The following is a 20,197-nucleotide window of genomic DNA, read 5'->3' on the forward strand; positions in this document are numbered from 1 at the left end:
GGCCACGCCGCCACCGGCCTTCGGACCGCGGCTGCGACCGACGGGCGCACCACGTCCCGGCCGCCGGCGGAAGGGCGGATCCCCGAAGGCAACAGCGCGCACGGCCCGCAGACAGCCGGTCCGTTCGGACCCTGCGACGCGACGGCGCATGCGCGGGGCGCGGCCGTTCGGCGTACGGCCGAGGCGCGCCGGCGACCCTGAAGGGCCGAGGCGCGCGACGGTCCGCGAGCGGATGGTGCGTAGGAGCTGTGACGCCGTGGCGCAAGCGCTGCGCGGCAGGGACGTTTCAGCGGGGGTCGTCCCCGCGCCCGCCGCTGCCGCGGTCCAGATACCAGCGGGCCGTACCCCTGATGCCGTATGCGCCGAGCCGGCGCGTGGAGTTCTCCACGACCATGGCCCGGCAGTGCACGATCCGGTCCGTCTGCCGCCGCACCCGGTTGAGGAACAGACGGTCCGTGGGCGACGGTCGCCGGGGCATGCCGCCCGCGGCGAGGTACAGGCCGGCGGTGATCGCCATGTTGTTCCCGGCGTGCATGCGGTACGGCGCCAGGTAGCCGTTCCTGCGGGCATGGGCGGGCCTGAACCGGCCGAACAGGGCGGCAAGGCGCACCAGAAGGGCGAAGCCGGTGCGGCCGAGCGGCCCGTGTTCGTCGTGCCGGGCCACGATCCGGCCGCACACCATACGCGGCTCGGCGGGCGTGCCCCGGTCGGTGAGCGCGGCACGGGCCGCGGCCGTCCAGCCGGGCCGTGGCAGGCAGTCGGCGTCCGTGCGTGCCAGCAGGGTCGCACCCCGGTCGATCGCGTGCCGGAACCCGGTGTCGACGGCGCAGCCCACACCCTTCGCGGGCTCGTCGAGCACCTCGACGGGAAACGGTGCGCGCCCGGCGAAATCCCGGGCGATGGCGCCCGTACGGTCCGTCGAGGCGTTGTCCACCACGAGCAGTGTGAAGTCACGGTCCTGCTGGGCGGCAAGGGCGCCGAGGGTACCTGCGAGCCTTGCCTCCTCCTGGTGCGCGGGCAGGATCACCCACATAGTGCCGTGGCCCTTCACGACTTCTCCCAGATCATCGTCATGATGCTGATGCCGCCCCCGAGGCCCACGAACAGCACGCGGTCGCCGGGAAGCAGCTCCTCGTACGCCTGCTCCAGCTGGACCCCGATGCTTGCGCTGGCGATGTTGCCCAGTTCCGGGACGGTGATCACCAGCTTCTCCGCCGGTACCCCGGTCAGTTCGGTGAAGCGCTCCAGATACGGCACCGTCACCTGGTGCACCAGTACCTTCGCGAAGCAGCTCCAGTCCAGTCCGTTGCGGTGCAGCGTGCGTTCGACGACCGAGGTGCCCGTCTTCTCGAAGACGCCGCGCAGTTCATGGCCGTCACCACGGAAGTACGTGTGGTCGTCGCCGCGCGGATGCCGGGAGCCGCCGCCGGGGATGCCGCCGACGTCCCAGTGCTCCGAACGCGTCTCGGTGTCCACGTCGAGAATGCCGCCGCGCTCCACCGCCTCCAGGACGACCGCCGCGCCCGCGTCGCCGAAGGTGTAGCCCGCGAAGCCGTCGCGGAACGCCGCGAGATCGGCGGGCGCCCGGCGTACCGCACGGCTCGGGGTCTCACCGGTCACGACCAGGGCGCGCCTGGCCCGGCCCGCCTGGATCATGACGCGGGCGAGGTCGATCCCGTTGATGAAGCTGTTGCAGGCGTTGGTGACATCGAGGGCGTGTGCCTTCGAGCCGAGTTCGGCCTGCACGATGTGCGCCGTGGCGGGCTCGACCATGTCGCGCGACGCGGAGGCGAAGAGCAGCAGGTCGATGTCGTGCGGGTCGAGAGACGCGGCGGCCAGCGCCCGGCGGGCGGCGCGAACCGCGAACGTCGACGCGTGTTCGTCGTCGGCGGCGACGCGGCGCGTGATGATTCCGGTGGCCTGGGCGAGCAGCGTCGGCGGCAGGGCCCTGCCGAGTCCGCGCGCCGCTTCGTGCAGCAGGCTCTGCGATGTCAGTACCGCGTCCGGCAGCGCGCTGCCGACGGCGGTGATTCCGACCCGCGGACGCGGATCGCTCGTCTGTTTGAGCATGTGTTGATGGTTTCAGGCCATGATCCGCCGGACCTGAGTACGGCGGCTCAATTCCCGGTGCCCGAAGGTGAGTAGGGGCGCGGATGGCGGCGCGCGAAGAGGGCCGGGTGCCACCCCCTCTTGGAGAGTGGCGCCCGGCCCGGCTTCGTATCCGGTCACAGCTCCTTGATGCGGATGTTGCGGTACGAGATCACATCGGTCGTGCCGTGGACCTGGAGGCCGATGTAGCCGGTGGCGTAGCGCCGGCCGTCGGTGCCAGGGTCGTCGGCGCGGGGCGGGGTGAAGACCTGGCCCCCGGCGTTGTCGAACTCGTTGATCAGGACTCCGTTGCGGAACACCGAATAGTGCTGACCCTCCACCCTGATCTCGTAGTCGTTCCAGGTGCCCTTCGGGGTCACTCCGGCGCCGCCGAGCCCGACCCGGTCGAAGCCGTAGACCGAACCCGTCTTGTACATGTCGCCGTCAGGCCGGTCCAGTACCTGCACCTCATGGCCGTACTTGATCGCGACCCACTCGGGACGGGACTCCTCCGGGTTGCCGTGGACGTACGGGAAGCGCACGAAGACACCGCTGTTGGCGTTGCCGGTGCCGGGGGCGTCGTCGCGCCACTGCAGTTTCAGCGAGAAGTCCCCGTACTGCCGCTGCGGGAACCACAGCATGCCGAGACCGCCCTTGGTGGTGCCGCTGGTCATCGACCCGTCGGCGCTCAGGCCGAACGAACCGCCGCCCACGTGCTGCCACTTGGCGAACGAGCCCGGCGTGCCGTCGAAGAGATCGCGATAGCCGGTGTTCTGCCCCGGCTTGCCGAGACCGGACTGTTTGGCGGCCCGGTAGATCTTCTTGTGCTCACGCTGGTCGATCACACCGTCGGTGAGCAGTTTGTCGAGCACCGTGTCCACGTGCCTGAGGAACAGGGCGTGCGAGGACCAGTCCTTCTCGTCCTCGATCAGCTCGTTGACGGTGCAGCGGCTGCGGGTCATCCGGTTGGGTACACCGGTGTCCACCGTGCCGACGACGACGGTCAACCGCTCGTCGAACTCGGGGCAGTTGGGCGCGGGGACACCGCCGCCCTCGGCGATCGTGAAGGACACGCTCTGCGCGGCGGCTGTGTTGCCGGCCTTGTCCGTCGCCCGGTACAGCACCGTGTGGTGGCCGACCCGGTCGACGATCACCGGTGTGGTGTAGGCGAGATACGGGCCGCCGTCGAGCGAGTACTCGACCTTGTCGAGACCCGACCCGGTGTCGGCCGCCACGACCGTCACCTTGGCGCTGGTGATGTACGCGCCGTCGGAGTTCTTCTCGCCCGAGACGCCTGCCGTCATCTCCGGCGGCGTCGTGTCCTCGGCCGGCGGCTCGACGACCGTGAAGTCGACGGACTTCTCCGCGGCCGCGTTGCCCGCCTTGTCGGTGGCCTTGAACCGGACCTTGTGCGAGCCGGTCTCGTGCACCATCACCGGTGAGGTGTACGGCTGCCAGGCGCCGTCCGCCCCGAGCGCGTACTCGATGGTGTTGACGCCCGAGCCGGTGTCGGAAGCGGACACGGTGACCGTCGCCATCCCCAGATACCGGCCCTGCCCGTCCTTCTCGCCGCTCACCGTCGCAGAGGTCTCCGGATCGGTGGTGTCGTCCGTCGGCGGAGCGGCCACGGCGAAGTCGACGGACTTCTCCGCTGCGGTGTTGCCCGCCTTGTCCATGGCGCGGTATCGGATTCTGTGGGTGCCCACCTGGTCCACGACCACGGGGGTCGTGTAGGCCTGCCAGGGGCCGTCCGCCCCCACCGCGTACTCGATCCTGTCGACACCCGAGCCCGCGTCGGTCGCGCCCACGGTCACGGTGGCCTGGCCGATGTACGCGCCGTCCGCGTTCTTGTCGCCGTCGAGCCTGACCGTCGTCTCGGGAGCGGTGGTGTCCTCGCCGCTGCCCTCGGTGACGGTGAGGATGCCCTGCATCGCTCCGTGGCCGGGGATCGTGCACTTGAACAGATACCGGCCGGGCGTGAGCGTGACCTCGGCGGTGTGCCGGCCGCCCATGTCGTCGTTCGGATTGGCGAGGATGTTCAGCGGCACATCGTGGTTGTACTCGGGGTCGGACACATCGAAGGTCAGCGTGTGCGGCATTCCGGTGGTGTTGCCGGTCGCCCTGCTGTTCTCGAACACGATCGTGGTCGCGCCCGCCACCGCGGTGGTCGGGAACGACAGATAGCGCTCGATGGAGTCGCCGGCCGTCCATGTCAGTACCTGGGCGGCGGCCGCTGCCCGGTCGTTGTCGGTCCTGCCGTACGCGGCGGCGGAGGTCAGTGCGAGGACCGTCACCACGGCAGCCACAAGTGCCGTCCAGAAACTCGCCGTTCTGCGTCCGAGTCTCACCGATCCGCCGCCTTTCTTGCCAACTGGTCCGCGGTCGGCGTCGCCTCGCCGCCCTTGTAGGTCACGTGCCACAGCGCGGACCTGGAGTCTGAGGTGAAGAAGCCGCGCCCGTAGTCCAGGACGTACAGCGAGCCGTCCGGAGCGAACTTCCAGTCCATGAGATTGCGGATGCCGTTGGCCCCCACGGGGATGATCTTCTTCAGGGATTCGGCGTGGACCGGGAGGCCGCCCTTGCCCACGGTTCTGGGATCGGTGAGCACCGCGTGCCTCGGCTGGTCGCCGTCGTAGAAGTCACCGACGAACCACTTCCCGTCCCAGTACGACGGCCACTTCACGGTGCTGGTGCTCGCCGCGTCGTAGCGGTAGACGGGACCGTTCATGGTGGCCTGGCCGCCGCCCTTGAGCCAGGGCAGCAGGAGCTTCTGTTCCTCCGTCCTGTAACTCGGGATGCCGTTCGCGTCCCGCGGGTAGTCGACCCCGCCGCCCTGCGGCGAGTACCAGATGGTGTTGGAGGTGACGGGCGGCAGATTCACCAGGCCGTCGTTGTTCGGGGACTCGTTCTTCGGCGCGTCGCAGTTGTACCAGCCGAGCGGCTTGCCGGGATCCGGCAGATTGCGGTCGCGGTAGGGCTGCTTGTTGCCCATGCAGTACGGCCAGCCGTGGTTGCCCGCCTTGGTGATGGCGGCGAAGGTGTCGTACTTGGCCGGACCCCAGGTGGTCGACGGCGCACCGGCGTCCGGGCCGACCCAGCCCGCATAGAGGATGTCGGTCTTCTTGTCGACAAAGATGCGTGCCGGGTTGCGTACGCCCATCACATAGATCTCGCCGCGGGTCTTGCCGCCGCCCTCGTCCGGTTCCCGGCCTGTGAAGAGGTTGCCCTCCGGGAGCGTGTAGGTGCCGTCGTCCTGCGGATGGATACGCAGGATCTTGCCGTTGAGATTGTTGGTGTTGCCGGCGGTGCGGCGGGCGTCGGCGAACGACACGCCCTTGAAGTTCGGCTCGGGGTTGTTGCCGGAGTAACCACCACTGAAACCCGAGGAGTTGTTGTCACCGGTGGCGATGTACAGATTGCCCTTGGAGTCCCAGGTCATCCCGCCGCCCGCGTGGCAGCAACTGTGGATCTGCACCGGCCATGTGAGCAGCACCTTCTCGCTCGCCAGGTCGAGCCGGTTGGTGGCGAGATCGAGGGTGAAGCGGGAGATCCGCCGCTCGGCCATGTGCGTGTCGCGGTTGATCCGTGCGTGCGGTGTCCAGTGCAGATACACCCAGCCGTTGGCCATGAAGCCGGGGTCCAGCTCGACGCCGAGCAGCCCCTCTTCGACCTTGATCAGCTCGTCGCCGCCGCCCTTGTTGCCGAACACGGTCAGCGCCCCCGCCTTGGTGACCTTCCCGGACGAGGGGTCGTAGACGTGGATCTCACCCTCGCCCTTGCCGATGTCGGGGTTGTTCCAGTCGGTGACGACCGGCTTGCTCGAGTCGGCGCCGCCGCGGCCGATGTACAGCACTCGCCCGTCGGGGGCGGCGACCAGGCCGTGGGGCTCGCCGATCTGGTCGTTCTGCCCGGGCTGGTTGGGCCGGGTGACGCGCTCGGCCGTGTAGTTGGCGTTGATGGTCGCCTTGCAGTCCGCCTGCGAGAGCCGGGTGGTCCAGGCGAGTGCACCGCGCAGATGGTCGCGGAAGTCCGTCTCCGTGAAGCTGTCGGCCGTACCGCCCATGCCGGTGTAGAAGGAGCGGCCGCCGTCGTAGTCACGGCACCAGGAGACCGGATGGTCCCAGCCGTTGGCGCCGGTGCCGGGGGAGTACGAGCTCTCCTTGACGCGGGCGACGGTGTGCACGCTCCCCGACGGGTTCACCGCCCAGTTGAACCACTTGTCGGGCCGCTTCCACTGCAACGGGAGCTGCTTCGTGGCCGGGTGCTGCCGGTCACCGACCTCGACGGTCGCCCGCTGGACGGCACTTGCGGCACCGGCCGGCCGGGCTCCGATCAGTCCGGTGAACCAGTCCGAGTACGGCTCGGTGCGCGCGGCGTCATGGATGCCGACGAAGCCGCCGCCCGCCTCGAGATAGGACTCGAGTCCGGCCTCCTGCTCGGGGTCGAGCACATCTCCGCCGCCGGTCAGGAACACCACCGCGTTGAACTTGCCGAGCCGTCCGCCGTTGGTGAACACAGCCGGGTCGTCGGTGGCTTCGGTCTTGAACCTGCCTGCGGCCGGGCCGGTCAGCCCGATCGTCTCGATCGCCGCGATGCCGGCGTCGACGGTCGGCGACTCCTCGGTGGCCGAGGCGTGGAAGACGAGCACCTTCACGTTCGCCCCGCCGGGCGGCGAGGGAAGGGACAACGTTGTCGGCGGCTCCGGGTAGGGCCTGGCGCTGGCGACACTGCCGCCCAGCAGGGAGGCCGTCAGTCCTCCGACACCAAGAAGGGCCGCGAGTAAGCCCTTCCGGGATCTTGATCTTGTCGACCTGCGGTGTGGTGCGCGCTGCATGTGGTCACTCACCCCTCTGTGGTCACAACAACAGCCGCTGAAGCTAGACCTCTTTTCGCGGTTCGCCAATAGGTGGGACCGCAATGGCACAAACTTTGTCCTGTGTGTGGATAAACCGAGATCCCCCGGCTACCGTGAGCCCGTCCCTGGGGTCACCTTCGCCCCGTCAATCTCCGTACAGGACTGGAGAGTTCGGCATGGACAGACGGAGCTTCAACCGGCGGATGCTCGCGGGTGGCGCAGTAGCCGCGACGGGTGTGACATCGTTATCACTTGCTTCCGCCTCCAACGCGGCGCCGGTTGCCACAGGTGCACCGAAGACTGCCCCGGCCGGTGGCCGGATACGCCATCTCAAGCTGTGCGCCGAGAAATTGGCCGACGGCCGGATGGGATACGGCCTGGAGCAGGGTAAGGCGACGGTCCCGGGCCCGCTGATCGAACTCGTCGAGGGCGACACCCTCCATATCGAGTTCGAGAACCTGATGGACGTGCCGGTCAGCCTCCACCCGCACGGAGTGGACTACGACATCGCCAACGACGGCACCCGCATGAGCAAGAGCCATGTCGAACCCGGCGCCACACGCACCTACACGTGGCGCACCCACGCGCCCGGCAAGCGCACCGACGGCACCTACCGTCCGGGGAGCGCCGGCTACTGGCACTACCACGACCACGTGGTGGGCACGGACCATGGCACCGGGGGCATCCGCAAGGGCCTCTACGGTCCGGTGGTGGTGCGCCGCAAGGGCGACATCCTGCCGGACAAGCAGTTCACCATCGTCTTCAACGACATGACGATCAACAACCGCCCGGCCGCCGACCCGCCCAACTTCCAGGCCACCGTGGGCGATCGCGTCGAGATCATCATGATCACGCACGGCGAGTACTACCACACCTTCCATATGCACGGTCACCGCTGGGCGGACAACAGGACGGGCCTGCTCTCCGGCCCCGACGACGTCAGCCGCGTGATCGACAACAAGATCACCGGCCCCGCGGACTCCTTCGGTTTCCAGATCATCGCGGGCGAACATGTCGGCGCGGGCGCGTGGATGTACCACTGCCACGTCCAGAGCCACTCGGACATGGGCATGGCCGGCCTCTTCCTGGTGGCCAAGCCGGACGGCACGATCCCGGGTTACGAGCCGCACCACCCCGCGACCGCGAAGCCGGGGGCAGCCGGCGGGCACGACCACTGAGCCCTGTCCGGGCGTTCTTCGAGGATCGGCCTGCGGTGGTCAGATGCATGGGGTCTCCCCGGGCCCGCCAGGGTCGAGGTGTGGGGTCTCCCCGGGCCCGCCAGGGCCGAGGCGTGGGGTCTCCCCAGGCCGCCAGGGCCGAGGCGTGGGGTCTCCCCAGGCCGCCAGGGCCGAGGGGACGCATCGCAAGGCGGTAGGGGCACCGCCCGCCCGGAGGCCGGGGGAGATCGCCCTTGTACCGGACGTACTTGGGCGACTGGGACAACACAGCGAGTGCCGCAGCTGTCATCGCTGGCCCGACAGGATCGCCCGGACAGGCCTGGAAGGGCCAGGGGCTGTCCGGTGGCGCGTGCGAGCCGCTTGCGCTTCTCCTTCAACTGTCCCGTCGCTGAACCAGGAGGCTCCCCAGAGCAGTGCGTTGATGCAGGACCGCCCGCCCGGCGCGGACGGTGGTGATCAGGCCAGCGCCGCGCAGTGCGGCGGCATGAGCGGAAGCGGTGGCATTGCTGACCCCCAGCCGCCGGGCGAGTCGGCTGGTCGTGTGCTCCTGCGCGAGCAGGAGCAGAGCCTCGAAGCGGGTTCGCCCGAGCACCCCGGCCAGCGCGTCGTTCGTGCTGCCCGGACCGGCCGGCGAGAGCGGCAGGCCCGGACCGGCCGGGTAGGTCACGATCACGGGGCGGTCGGGCACACAGGAGACGACGGGATGGGCCGTCCAGTGGAACGTGGGCAGGAGCACCACACCGCGACCGCGCAGCGCTACGTCCCGCGCACCGGATCCCTCGAACTCCCAGACGTCGTCCCGCAGCCGGGCACCGGGGACAAGCGAGGCGAGCACGGCGCCTGTGCCGTGCTCGGCCACGGCCAGGGCGTGACGGGTGAATTCCGCCTGGTGCAGGCCCTGAACCACAGGCCATACGGGGCGCACCACCGCATCGAACGCCGCCTGCTGTGCGCGACGCAGGATGTCCCATGCATCGGCGTCGCCCCGGTGCAGGTCCCGGATCCACGGCGGAACCGGGGAGGTGCGCCGGGCGTACACCCGCTCAATCTCGGAGCGGACCAGGTCCGTTTGCGAGGCCCGGACGAGATCCAGACTCTCCCGCAACGAGTCGCCGAGCACATCGATGAACCGGGGGGCCTCATCTGTGGGGACCAGGTCCCTCAGCGGAAGGACGGTGGCGGGCAAGGACCGCAGCAGTCGTCGTCGCCAGCGGCCGAAGAGCAACTCGTCGGTGGGGCGGGTCATCGTCATGAGGGCCGCGTTCAGTTCCTGCAACGGAGCGGGACGGGACGCGAAGCGGACGCGGGCGAAGTCGGCGGCCGTGAAATGGATCCGGATCACTACTCTCCCGGGCAGCGCTGCGCCATCGTTTCGGTCAGTACCTGAACGATCGCCTGCACTCCCCGCCGGGCGGCAGTGTTCGGTCAAGCCTCCTTCATTCATCCAGGGGGCCGCCGTGAGGCGCAAGGACTGATGTCACAGAGGTACAAGGGGAGCCATGTTGCAAGAAGACTTCGGCCATGGGCGGGCGGGTACCACCGGCGTAGGCCGACGGACCGTCGCCAAGTCGGCCGTACTGGCAGTGGCGACGCTGCTCGCGGGCGGAAGCGGCGTGGCACAGGCACACGCCCCGGGACGAACACGGGCGCGGGGCAGCGGCGATGTCGTCGTGCGGCTGCCGTCGCCGACCGGTCCGCACCGGATCGGGGTGACCACGCTTTATCTGGTCGATCGTTCCCGGCGTGACCCGTGGGTCCCAGAGATCCCCGTCCGGGAAGTGATGGTCACCGTGTTCTATCCGGCCCGCACCGTCCGCGGATACCCGCTCGCTCCGCAGATGGCCGCCGATGCCGTCGATCTGTTCAAGGCGATCGACGCGTCCGTGCACCACTTGCCGGCGAACGGCGTGAACTGGGCGGCCACCATGACGCATGCGCACACCGACGCACCCGCACAGCCCGTGCGGCGCCCGGTGCTGGTCTACAGCCCGGGAGGCGGCGACCCGCGCACGATGGGCACCGGGGTCGCCGAAGAGCTGGCGAGCCACGGCCACGTGGTGGTGACCATCGATCACCCCGGCGATGCCAGTGAAGTCTCGTTCCCCGGCGGGATGACGGGGAGGGACAAGGTCCGTCACACGGTGTTCACGGGAGATCCCCGGCAGGACCCACAGCTCTTCCGCACCGCGTTCGACACCCGGATCGCGGACACCCGGTTCGTGCTGGACCAGCTGGAAGTCCTGGCGGCCGGACGGAACCCGGACGCCCAGGGACGTGCCTTGCCGCAGGATCTCGGCCGTGCGCTGGACCTGCGGCGCGTGGGCATGTACGGCCACTCCGCCGGAGGCACCACCGCAGCCGAGACGATGTACGAGGATCGCCGCATCCGTGCCGCGGTCAACATGGAAGGCTATCTGGACCACCCGCCCAAGGCACCGGGAAAAGAAGGCGAGTTGTTTCCCGTCGCCCGGTACGGGGTGGGCCGGCCGCTGCTTCTGCTGGGAACCGACGGCTTCATCGACCGACGCGGGCTGGAGCGTTCCTGGTCGGCCATGCTCGCCCACCCGCAAGGGCGCACCCGTCGGCGTGGGCTTCACGACGCCGCGCACTGGGTGTTCACCGACTACGCCGCCATCGCGCCCCAGTTGCAGGCCGCGGGGGTGATGGCCGCCTGCGACCGGATCAACCTGGTCGGTGCGATCGACCCGGCGAGATCGGTGCCCGCAGTGCGTCATTGCGTGCTCTCGTTCTTCTCCCGGCACCTGCATCCGCACTGACCTCCACCGCTACTGCGTCGCGACGGGCAGGAGCCCCCGCTCGCCGAAGACCTTTCTTGGCGACGAACGTGGCGTTGAGCGCCCTGGGCATGCCGCAGTAGACGGCCGAGTGCATCAGCGCCTCCACGATCTCCTCGGGTGCGAGCCCCACATTGAGTGCGGCGTTGACGTGTATTGCCTGGGGTCTGGAGGAGATCCGTCTCGACGCGCCGGACCCCGGCCCGATGTCCCGCCTCCGCGCGCAGCGTGACCAGCCCGGTTTCGGTGTTCTGGCGGGCCGGGACCGCGTGTATCTGGGTGAGCAGGAGGACGGCGAGGGAACGCTCTGGCTGATGGAGCTCGGACCGGACGGGCGACGGCTGCGCCAGGTCGAGATCGGCCCGCAGGCCGGCGGGATCAGGACGGGCCCGGCGACTGGCCCTTCAACCCGCCCCACGATCTCCACGATCCTCGCTACGCGGCCATGGAGATCGGCGCGGACGAGTTCGAGGAGGCGTGGGGCCGCGCCCGCCGCGAAACCGAGGCCCCCTGAGCAGGGCACCCGGGCCGCGGCTTCGGTCACTCTGCCGTTGACAGGTCCCACACCTCCCAGGCGGTGTACGGCTCGGCCTGGACATAGATCCGCGGGCCGCGGCCGACCACTCGGCGGCGGCCGATCGCCGAGCCGTCCGGCCGGACGAGCGTCCCGTGCAAGTAGGGCTCGGCGGAGGTTTTGGTGAGGGTGCACAGCACCAGGCGGTCACTGTCTCCCCCGTACCCTCCGAAAAGGGCGACACCCCGGCCGTGCACCGCGATGGCACTGGCTCCGCTCACCGGAGTGGTCCATACCGTCACGGGACGTCCGGCACGGATCCGGAGCAGGGGAAACTCGGTGTACGGGTATGCCCACGCCGTACGCGCATGCACGTTCAGCGCATAGCAGTCCGCGACGTACTCGACCTCGGAGGCCGGCTTCAGCGTCCACACCGCCTCACCGGTCGGCGACCAGCAGCGCAGGCCGGGCGAACTGAGCGGGTCGTCGCCGAAGACGCCTTCGTCGAAGTGACCCACCCAGAGATCGCCGGACTCATCGGCGAGCAGGTGCTCGATTCCGTCGCCGACGGCGAAGGACCACGACGGTCGGCCCAGCGCGTCGAAGACCTGGACATGATCCGCATTCCCGCGGCGGCGGGCGTCGGCGACGACGAAGCCGCCGTCGGGAAGTGCGTCCATATGGGGGTGTCGCGCGGTCACGGCGCTCAGCCGCGTCTCGTGCACCCGACCGTCGTCGACCGTGACGACCAGCGCGTCGTACACCAAACCGCGCTCCGGCCCGGCGAGCAGCCAGTGGGCCTGCCCGAACGCGTCGACGGTGCTGCTCAGGATCGTCCGCCGCGCATGGGCGCGCGGCAGCCGGGCGTACGGAGTGAGTGAGGTGGTTTCCATGGTGCTCCTCGGCGGGGGCGGCGGACTCGGGCGACGGATCACGCGGTCCGGCGGCGCATGGGCCGAGGGCAGCAGCGGCGGGCGCCTACGCGGCATGGGCCTTTCGGATGGTCATGGACAGGAATCCTGCATGAGCGGGCGGCACAGGCGCAACGGACTTCGCGGCGAGGGGACCCGCCTGGGGCCTTACTGGGTGCGCCGGTCCCGGATCGGTAGCAGACTCGGGACAGTCAATACGGGGGGACCCCGCAGAGGAGCGGACCATGCTCACCACCCCTTATGTCACCGGCACCCCGAACTGGATCGACCTCGGGACGCCGGACATGGACGCCGCGGAAACCTTCTACCGGGGCGTTTTCGGCTGGTCCTTCCGGTCGGCAGGACCCGACGCGGGCGGCTACGGCATGTTCCAGCTGGAGGGCAGGACCGCCGCGGGCGCGATGACCGTCCCCCCGGAGCAGGGCCCGCCCGCCTGGAGCGTGTACTTCCAGTCGCCGGACCTCGATGCCACGGCGAAAACGGTCATGGACAACGGCGGCGGCGTCGCACTCGAACCCATGGACGTCTTCGACCTGGGCCGCATGGCGATCTTCACGGACCCGGCCGGCGCCCGCTACGCCGCCTGGCAGCCCGGCAAGAACAAGGGCCTGGACGCCGTGAACGATCCCGGCGCCGTGGTCTGGCTGGAGCTCTACACTCCGGAGCCGGATGCGGCGCTCGACCACTACGCCGCGGTCTTCGGCTGGGAGACCTCCACCATGCCGCTGCCGGACGGGAGCGGCACGTACACCATGGTGAACCCGGCCGGAGCGGGCGCGGACGCCATGTTCGGCGGCTTCGTACCCCTCGCCTCGGACCCGCTGGAAGCGCAGGGCGACCCGTACTGGCTGCCGTACTTCGCGGCCGCCAACTGCGACGCGACAGTGGCCATTGCCCAGCAGCTGGGAGCGACGGTCCGGATGGCTCCGGTGGAGATGGAGGGCGTGGGCCGCTTCGCCAAGCTGGCCGACCCGGCGGGCGCGAGGTTCGCGGTCCTGCAGGGTGTGGAGACGCCGGCCTGACCCCTCGGGCTTCGTTGATGCTTCATTGACTCGGCGTTTATCGCCGGGCGGCAACGTGTCAGTCATGCCGATCAACATCATCACCGACCAAGAACTCTCCTGGCAGGAGACCGCGTTGTGCGCCCAGGCCGGCCCGGAGTTCTTCTTCCCGGCCCCAGGCTCCTCCACCCGCGAGGCCAAGCAACTGTGCGGGGCGTGCGAGGGCCGCGTGGCGTGCCTGGAGTACGCGCTCGCCAACGACGAGAGGTTCGGCGTCTGGGGCGGCCTCTCGGAAAAGGAACGCCACAGCCTCCGGCGCGCGGAGCGCGCGCCGCGCTGATCCCTAGGTTGTCCGCACCTTCCCGCCTCTGACCAGGTCCGCCCGCTGGGCGAGCTCGTCCGCCTCGGGGGTCCCGTCCGGTACGGCTTCCCGGGGCGCATCGGGCACGACCCGCACGGGAAAATGCCCGCCGACGGGCGAAACCACGCCGCCGTACCGGATGTCGCCGGCGAACCAGATCATGTCGGGCCGAGGGTTCTGCTTCTCCTTGAGGTTCACGGAGAACGGCGTGAATCTGAGAGTCGGGGCGTGGTTGTCGGTGAACTTGATCCTGATGACCTTGGGGCTCTCGAGCGAGCGGTGGGGGTACTCGCAGGGGTAGGCGCGCCAGGGGTACGTCTTGAGGATGGCGGCGTTGCGGCGGGTGCGGCGTAGGGCGAGGAACGTGACTCCCAGGGTGAGCGGGTAGAACAGGATGTTCAGAATGATGAACCCGACCATCCGTGACGGTGGCTCGGCAGCCACCATGTAGGCGGATCCTGTTCCCACCAACAGGACGCCACCCAGCCAGGCGCGACGCTTGAGGACGAGACGGCGCTGGCCGGTTGCCGTGGGCGGATGGTCGAGTGCTGCTTTGGTCAGCGGAATTGCTGACGGCCGTGGCGTCATTGCAACAGCTCGAGAATGCGGGAGGGCGGTCGGCTCGACACCGTCGACTGTGCAGGTGATTCGAACGTCATGGTCTGCGCGATTCCCTCCACAATGTCGGTGTACGACTCCGCGTGGCGGATGGCTGCGCTGGTGAGATCGGCCACGGCAATGTGCCTGTTGGTTGGGAACGGGACAGCCAGCCGCGCCTGAAAGACCTCGCACGTCGATGCGTCGATTCCAGCCCCCGCGAGGAGTTCGGCTGGTGGCGCAGACAGAAACCCGGCAACGAGTGTGGCCGACATGCCAATCGGCAATTGAAGGTGCCTTGTTGTATTGGTTCTCCAGACGGGGGACTTCGCGATCGCGAGTGCGCTCTGCGCGGCTGCCAGCGCTGGGCTGCGAATCTCGGTGCGGGTCACGGAGAGCGAGAAGACAGAAAAGGCCGCCCCGACATCCCCGTCCGGATGGACACCGAGCGAAGCGTGGACGCTGTCGTTGCCGCGCATGGCGCTGAGCAGGCTGAAGATTACGCGTAGTTCGTTCAGCGTGCGGTCAACTGTCGAGCGATCGTCCAGGATCGACGGCAGGACGGTTCTGGCGACTTGGTCGATGTCTGCCAAGCCCATTGTGTCCAACTGGTGATAGCCCGGTGGTAACCGGAACCAGAGTGGGGGCGGGGGAGCGTCTGACGCGTTCATCATGAAGCTGCCTCATCGTTTGTGACTAGCGTGCAAGGGCGGCCCAGGCCTGTGCCGCCTTCGCCGCGGCGCTGGGACCGTCGTCAAGAAGTGCCCGCGCACCGTCGACCCCGGTGGCGGTGTTGGCGATGGATTCGTTGTCATCGAAGGGCGGGTAATGAGTGACTGCGGCTGCTGCTCCTGCCCCTGCGAACGTGTACTTGACACCTTCCTTCACGTACCGCGGAGTACTCTGCAGCGCCCACTCAGTGAGCGGGTTCTCCACCTGACGCAGGTCGTCCGTTGCGTTCCACGCCCCGCTGGAGAACCCCCGCCCGCCCGCAACCGTCGCCGCAAGCGTGCCGGAATCCGCCGCAGCATTCGCAGCCTGGACCGCAGTCGTCGCGGACTTCGCACCGTGCGCGATCGCGGCGACGCCGGGAACCGAGCCAAGCGCGTCACCCGTCAACGTGACCGCGCTGTCCCAGAAGTCTGCGTCGAACTCGCCTTTGGTGAAACCGTCCTTGAGAGACTTGCGCATCTTGGAATCCGCCAGATGCAGCGTCAGAGCGCCGATGCTGGCACCCGTCGCCACCAGCATCAGCACCAGCCCCGCCGGCGGAAAGACCGGCCCGATGGCCAAGGCCAGGAATCCCGCAATGGCGGAAACATCGGACAGCAAATCCCCCAGGTCCTCATCGATCCACTTCAGAACCTGGTCCATCACCCCCGGCTCCCGCGGCGCCAACCTGTCCGTCGCCTCGCTCAGCGACTTCGCGATGCGCGACGCCTCCGCCCGGTGCGTCTCCTCCAGTTCGCGGGCCTGGGCCCGGACCGTGGCCAGGGCCTCCCGGGCGCTCGTCACCGCCGCCGTCGCCGCCGAGAGTTCGGACTGGGCGATCTCCGACGTGGCGCTGACCGCGTCGTGGTGGGACTCGGCCCGGGACAGGGCCGCATGGTCGAGCTTCGCGCGGGTCTCGTAGCGCGTGGCCGTCGCCTGGTAGCTCACCAGGCTGTCGTGCCAGGTGCTCAGTTGGGCCGCGGCCTTCGAGACCGAGCGGTGGGCATTCTTCAAGTGGCGGGGGAGCTCGCCGTCCAGCGAGTCGCGGAACGCCGTCGCCGCTTCGCCGCGCCAGTGCGTACTCTCGCCCAGAAGCTGCTCGACCAGCTTGTGGGCTGTGCCCAGTGCCGTCGCCGACGTCGTGAGCTTCTTCTGCAGGGCATCGATCGCCGTGGGGCTGCCCGGTACGGGGTCCCAGCCCAGGTACGGATACTCAGGCATGTGCGTCCCCGGTTTCCACCGCCAGGAACGCCGCGGCGATCGCCGTGTTGACCTCCGTGTAGCCCTTGTGGCTGGCCTTCACCCCGTCATTCACCGACTTGATCCGTGAATCCAGCTGCTGCGCCCCGTACTTCCAGCGCTCCTGGAAGGCGTCGCACGCGTCGTCCAGTTCCTTCGTGCCGAGCTGGTCGGCACGGACATGCTCCAGCCCGTGTCTCGCCTCGGCGAGCGAGGTCAGTGAGCGGTCCAGCGCACGGGAGAAGCGGCCCAGTTGATTCATGTCCGCCTGAAGAAGGGCATTCATGGCCGACCACCTTGGCAGACCATCGACCGGACCGGATACATGCCGTACCCCGTACGGGTGGTGGGATATCCGGATGCTCGCCTTGACGGCCGGTCGTTAGGATCACCGGACACACGGGGGTGGTGGATCACATGAACGACCAGGTCACGAGCGACGATCTCGAGACATTCGACCTGACGGTACGACGGCTGCGCGCCCTGCCCCTGGGGCATCCCCTGCGGATGCGGGGCGAGGAGATCGCCGCATCCTTCGCGCGCGAGAGCCGCAACAAGCGCCGCAAGGCCTTCCGGAATGCCCGCTCCGAGGCCGATGCGGCCCTCGCGGCCGGCACCGCGACCGGTGCGCTCGACCGGCGTGAGGACGCCCCGCTCGAAGCGGGAGCGGACTCCGGTGCGGGCAGGGGCCGGGGTGCCGTCAGGTACTACGCACGGGCACGGCACTGCTATGTCTGCAAGGCCCTCTATCGACAGGTCGACAGCTTCTACCACCGGCTCTGCCCGCCCTGCGCGGCCGACAACACCGCGCGTCGCGCCCTGTCCACCGACCTCACCGGCCGCCGCGTCCTGCTTACCGGCGGCCGGGTGAAGATCGGGTTCCAGCTGGCGCTCATGATGCTCCGCGACGGCGCCGAGCTGCTCGTGACCAGCCGGTTTCCCGACGACACCCTGCGCCGCTTCCGGGCGGCGCCGGGCAGCGAGCGGTGGCTCGACCGGATCACCGTCGTCGCCGTCGACCTGCGCGACCCGCGCCAGGTGCTCGGTCTGTGTGAACAGCTGCGGAGCGAGGGCCGCCCGCTCGACATCCTGGTCAACAACGCGGCCCAGACGATACGCCGGCCACCGCAGTCGTACGCGCTGCTCTCCGCGGGTGAGAGCGGTGTGCCCGTGCCCGGGGTGCTCACCGCGCCAGGATTCGCGCCGATGGCCGCGATCGCGGGGACGGGCGGCGCGCTCGCCCTCGTACTGGAGGACGCCGACGAGGCCGGACTGCTGCCCGACCTCTCACCCGGCAATTCGTGGTCGGCGCGGCTCGGGTCCCTCGACCCGGCCGAGTTGCTGGAGACCCAGCTGGTCAATGCCCTCGCGCCCACGCTGCTGGCGGACCGGCTGCTGCCGCTGCTGCTCGCCTCGCCGCGGCCGCGCCGGTACATCGTCAACGTGACGGCCGTCGAGGGCCGGTTCGCCGTACGGAACAAGACGTCCGGCCACCCTCACACCAATATGGCCAAGGCGGCCCTGAACATGCTCACCCGCACCAGCGCTCAGCAGCTGGCCGCCGAGGGCGTCCATATGTGCAGCGTCGACACCGGCTGGATCACCGACGAGAACCCGGCGCCGCGCAAGGCGCGTATCGCCGCCGCCGGCGGACGTACGCCTCTGGACGTGGTCGACGGCGCGGCCCGGATCTACGACCCGATCGTGCGGGGCGAGGCGGGCGAGCCGCTGGCCGGCGTGTTCCTCAAGGACTACCGGGAGGCCGCGTGGTGAGCCGGCCGGGCAGCTGCGCGGACGTGATGCGGAAGGCCTCCCCGTAGACCTGCCAGGTCAGCGGCGTCGCCAGATCCATGTTCCCGTTGCGCAGGAAGACCCGCTGTGCGGTGTCGATCCGGGACGTGTCCCTGGCCTGTTCGCTCTTCTGCCGGATCATCACGGCACGCCGTGCATCGAGGAAGGCGGTGAGATACGCCCTCTCGTCGCCGCCCGCCGCCGCCGTGTCGGCCTTGCGCATCGCCGCCTCACGGATGCCGTAGAAGCCCTCGGGTCCGAGGCCCGGGCCGTGCAGCACCATGGCGTCGTAGTAGATGAACTGGCCCAGCGTGGACAGTCCGTCCAGTTTCGCGAGCCGTACGGCGGGATCGAAGGAGATCCGGTCCCGGATCTCGTCCTGGGCCGTGCGGAACGCGGGGTCCTCGGCGGCCTTCGTCCAGGCGGCCTCGAAGCGGGGGCCGAGTCCCTCCCGGGAATCGGTGCCGTCGACCGCGCGCAGGGCCGGGAGGTAGGAGGCGAGCGGGTTGCCCGGGTGCTCCTTCGTGAAGTGTTCGACGAGCTGGAGCATGTCGTTCGTGCCGGAGCAGAAGCCGATGATGCCGGCGACGTAGCCGTCGCCGTTGCCGGAGTACTCGATCGCCCCGTACAGGCTGCGCCAGTCCAGGGTCGAGTTCTCCGCGCTCGCCACCAGCCGCGCCGCCATCTCCTTCTTCAGCGGGGCGGCGAGTCCGGGCGGCATGGCGTCGATCAGCGCGTCCTGCTTCTTCTGCTCGCTCTCGCTCCCGGCTTTCAGCGGATCGGGTGCCGTTGCCTGCCGGGTCCGCAAGGCGGGGTTGTCGGCCGGCCGCTCGCCGTGGCCGCCCAGGCCGGAGACGAAGGCGGCGGCGATGGCCACAGGCGCGCCGAAGAGGACGAGTCTGGTCAGGGGTTTCACGCGGCACAGCGTACGGTGCGACCGATGGCCGCCGGCAGGGCCACCCTCATCGCGGAGTTTGCGCCACCTGCCCGCTCTGCGGACCGGTGGCCCGGGGCGCGGCCCGCTGCGGCGCGCGCCCCCCGGAACGCCTCAGCGGGCCGCGCGCGCGGCCAGTCGGGCCTTGCGGGCCTCGAGCTTCACGTCGAACTTGAGTGCCTCGGAGTTCAGCCCGTCCATGTAGAGGCCGAGCTCGTCCTGGGCCTGCTGCCCCTCGGGGCCGAGCCCGTCGATCTCCATGACCTTGAGGAAGCGCAGCACCGGCTGCAGCACGTCGTCGTGGTGGATGCGCAGGTTGTAGATCTCGCCGATCGCCATCTGCGCGGCCGCCCGCTCGAAGCCGGGCATGCCGTGTCCCGGCATCCGGAAGTTCACGACGACATCGCGCACGGCCTGCATGGTGAGGTCGGGGGCGATCTCGAAGGCCGCGCCCAGCAGATTGCGGTAGAAGACCATGTGCAGGTTCTCGTCGGTCGCGATGCGCGCCAGCATCCGGTCGCAGACCGGGTCGCCCGACTGGTGTCCGGTGTTGCGGTGCGAGACCCGGGTGGCGAGCTCCTGGAAGGCCACGTACGCGACCGAGTGCAGCATCGAGTGCCGGTTGTCAGACTCGAAGCCCTCGGACATGTGGGCCATCCGGAACTGCTCGAGCTTGTCCGGGTCGACGGCGCGCGAGGTGAGCAGGTAGTCACGCATCACGATGCCGTGCCGGCCCTCCTCCGCGGTCCAGCGGTGCACCCACGTGCCCCATGCGCCGTCCCGGCCGAAGAGCGACGCGATCTCATGGTGGTAGCTGGGGAGGTTGTCCTCGGTCAGGAGATTGACCACCAGCGCGATCTTGCCGATGTCGGTGACCTTGGAGTGCTCGGGCTGCCAGGCCTCGCCGTCCTCGAAGAAGCCGGGGAAGTTGCGGCCGTCGGAGAAGGGGACGTACTCGTGCGGCATCCAGTCCTTGGCGACCTTGAGATGGCGGTTGAGCTCCTTCTCCACCACCTCCTCCAGCGCGTACAGCAGCCGGGCGTCGGTCCACGCTTCCGAGCTGCCGAGGTGGGGAGAGGTGATCGTCACGAGTACTCCTGGGGACGGGAGAGCTACCTACGTTCTCGTAGGTTACGAAGCCGTAGGTTAAGCAGGCGGTAAGCCGCTCGCCAAGCCCGCGACCGCAATGTCCTATTACGTC

Annotated in this window: 17 protein-coding genes and 1 pseudogene; 5 read left to right on the forward strand and 13 right to left on the reverse strand. The window is 69.3% G+C overall.

Translation table 11 applies throughout. The features are described from left to right. Positions 1-286: 286 nt before the first annotated feature. The 4 genes from ABZ208_RS01440 to ABZ208_RS01455 all read right to left on the reverse strand — a co-directional run bounded on the left by ABZ208_RS01440 (position 287) and on the right by ABZ208_RS01455 (position 6,922). Positions 287-1,051, reverse strand: coding sequence for a glycosyltransferase family 2 protein (locus ABZ208_RS01440; protein ID WP_356907529.1), 765 nt, complete (start codon positions 1,049-1,051; stop codon positions 287-289). Then, on the reverse strand, positions 1,048-2,070 hold the full coding sequence (locus tag ABZ208_RS01445) for a ketoacyl-ACP synthase III (protein WP_356907530.1): 1,023 nt from the start codon (positions 2,068-2,070) through the stop codon (positions 1,048-1,050). Before ABZ208_RS01445 ends, ABZ208_RS01440 begins: the two co-directional genes overlap by 4 nt. A gap of 155 nt (positions 2,071-2,225) precedes the next feature. Beyond that, complete coding sequence (locus tag ABZ208_RS01450; protein WP_356907531.1) at positions 2,226-4,436, reverse strand: family 16 glycoside hydrolase; 2,211 nt, start codon at positions 4,434-4,436, stop codon at positions 2,226-2,228. Next, complete coding sequence (locus tag ABZ208_RS01455) at positions 4,433-6,922, reverse strand: ThuA domain-containing protein (protein WP_356907532.1); 2,490 nt, start codon at positions 6,920-6,922, stop codon at positions 4,433-4,435. The genes ABZ208_RS01450 and ABZ208_RS01455 overlap by 4 nt, the downstream gene beginning before the upstream one ends. Positions 6,923-7,119: 197 nt before the next feature. On the opposite strand from ABZ208_RS01455, the gene ABZ208_RS01460 reads away from it, so the two are divergent. Next, positions 7,120-8,121, forward strand: coding sequence for a multicopper oxidase domain-containing protein (locus ABZ208_RS01460; RefSeq protein ID WP_356907533.1), 1,002 nt, complete (start codon positions 7,120-7,122; stop codon positions 8,119-8,121). A gap of 373 nt (positions 8,122-8,494) precedes the next feature. On the opposite strand, the gene ABZ208_RS01465 is transcribed toward ABZ208_RS01460, so the two are convergent. Next, positions 8,495-9,463 carry an ArsR family transcriptional regulator gene (locus ABZ208_RS01465; protein ID WP_356907534.1) on the reverse strand — a complete coding sequence of 323 codons (969 nt, stop codon included), beginning with the start codon at positions 9,461-9,463 and terminating at the stop codon, positions 8,495-8,497. Positions 9,464-9,620: 157 nt separating this feature from the next. On the opposite strand from ABZ208_RS01465, the gene ABZ208_RS01470 reads away from it, so the two are divergent. After that, positions 9,621-10,898 carry an alpha/beta hydrolase gene (locus tag ABZ208_RS01470; RefSeq protein ID WP_356907535.1) on the forward strand — a complete coding sequence of 426 codons (1,278 nt, stop codon included), beginning with the start codon at positions 9,621-9,623 and terminating at the stop codon, positions 10,896-10,898. 9 nt (positions 10,899-10,907) lie between these two features. On the opposite strand, the pseudogene ABZ208_RS01475 reads toward ABZ208_RS01470, so the two are convergent. Together ABZ208_RS01475 and ABZ208_RS01480 are read right to left on the reverse strand one after the other, a co-directional pair. Further along, positions 10,908-11,073: pseudogene (locus ABZ208_RS01475) on the reverse strand (carboxymuconolactone decarboxylase family protein); the annotation flags it as partial. Between the two features lie 383 nt (positions 11,074-11,456). After that, complete coding sequence (locus tag ABZ208_RS01480) at positions 11,457-12,323, reverse strand: hypothetical protein (protein WP_356907536.1); 867 nt, start codon at positions 12,321-12,323, stop codon at positions 11,457-11,459. 263 nt (positions 12,324-12,586) lie between these two features. Here ABZ208_RS01480 and ABZ208_RS01485 point away from each other — a divergent pair, with 263 nt between their 5' ends. Both ABZ208_RS01485 and ABZ208_RS01490 read left to right on the forward strand, forming a co-directional pair. After that, the gene (locus ABZ208_RS01485; protein WP_356907537.1) at positions 12,587-13,384 is read left to right on the forward strand and encodes a VOC family protein; all 798 of its coding nucleotides are present in this window, start codon (positions 12,587-12,589) and stop codon (positions 13,382-13,384) included. 64 nt (positions 13,385-13,448) lie between these two features. Next, positions 13,449-13,703 carry a WhiB family transcriptional regulator gene (locus tag ABZ208_RS01490; RefSeq protein WP_356907538.1) on the forward strand — a complete coding sequence of 85 codons (255 nt, stop codon included), beginning with the start codon at positions 13,449-13,451 and terminating at the stop codon, positions 13,701-13,703. Positions 13,704-13,706: 3 nt separating this feature from the next. Here ABZ208_RS01490 and ABZ208_RS01495 read toward each other — a convergent pair whose 3' ends face one another. The 4 genes from ABZ208_RS01495 to ABZ208_RS01510 form a co-directional block, all read right to left on the reverse strand. After that, positions 13,707-14,312, reverse strand: coding sequence for a hypothetical protein (locus ABZ208_RS01495; protein ID WP_356907539.1), 606 nt, complete (start codon positions 14,310-14,312; stop codon positions 13,707-13,709). Beyond that, entirely contained in the window at positions 14,309-14,914 is a 606-nt protein-coding gene (locus tag ABZ208_RS01500) for a hypothetical protein (RefSeq protein ID WP_356907540.1), read from the reverse strand. Before ABZ208_RS01500 ends, ABZ208_RS01495 begins: the two co-directional genes overlap by 4 nt. Positions 14,915-15,017: 103 nt before the next feature. Next, a complete protein-coding gene (locus ABZ208_RS01505; protein WP_356907541.1) occupies positions 15,018-16,253 on the reverse strand; it encodes a hypothetical protein in 1,236 nt (411 codons plus the stop codon). After that, entirely contained in the window at positions 16,246-16,557 is a 312-nt protein-coding gene (locus ABZ208_RS01510) for a hypothetical protein (RefSeq protein WP_356907542.1), read from the reverse strand. The genes ABZ208_RS01505 and ABZ208_RS01510 overlap by 8 nt, the downstream gene beginning before the upstream one ends. A gap of 131 nt (positions 16,558-16,688) precedes the next feature. Here ABZ208_RS01510 and ABZ208_RS01515 point away from each other — a divergent pair, with 131 nt between their 5' ends. Continuing rightward, on the forward strand, positions 16,689-18,044 hold the full coding sequence (locus ABZ208_RS01515; protein WP_356907543.1) for an SDR family oxidoreductase: 1,356 nt from the start codon (positions 16,689-16,691) through the stop codon (positions 18,042-18,044). On the opposite strand, the gene ABZ208_RS01520 is transcribed toward ABZ208_RS01515, so the two are convergent. Beyond that, complete coding sequence (locus tag ABZ208_RS01520; protein WP_356907738.1) at positions 18,016-18,969, reverse strand: chitosanase; 954 nt, start codon at positions 18,967-18,969, stop codon at positions 18,016-18,018. The two genes, ABZ208_RS01515 and ABZ208_RS01520, sit on opposite strands and share 29 nt — an antisense overlap. Positions 18,970-19,110: 141 nt before the next feature. Continuing rightward, positions 19,111-20,085, reverse strand: coding sequence for an acyl-ACP desaturase (locus ABZ208_RS01525; protein ID WP_356907544.1), 975 nt, complete (start codon positions 20,083-20,085; stop codon positions 19,111-19,113). Positions 20,086-20,197: the final 112 nt, after the last annotated feature.

Origin of the sequence: Streptomyces sp. NPDC006208, from assembly GCF_040613775.1 — a bacterium.
Classification (GTDB): Bacteria; Actinomycetota; Actinomycetes; order Streptomycetales; family Streptomycetaceae; genus Streptomyces.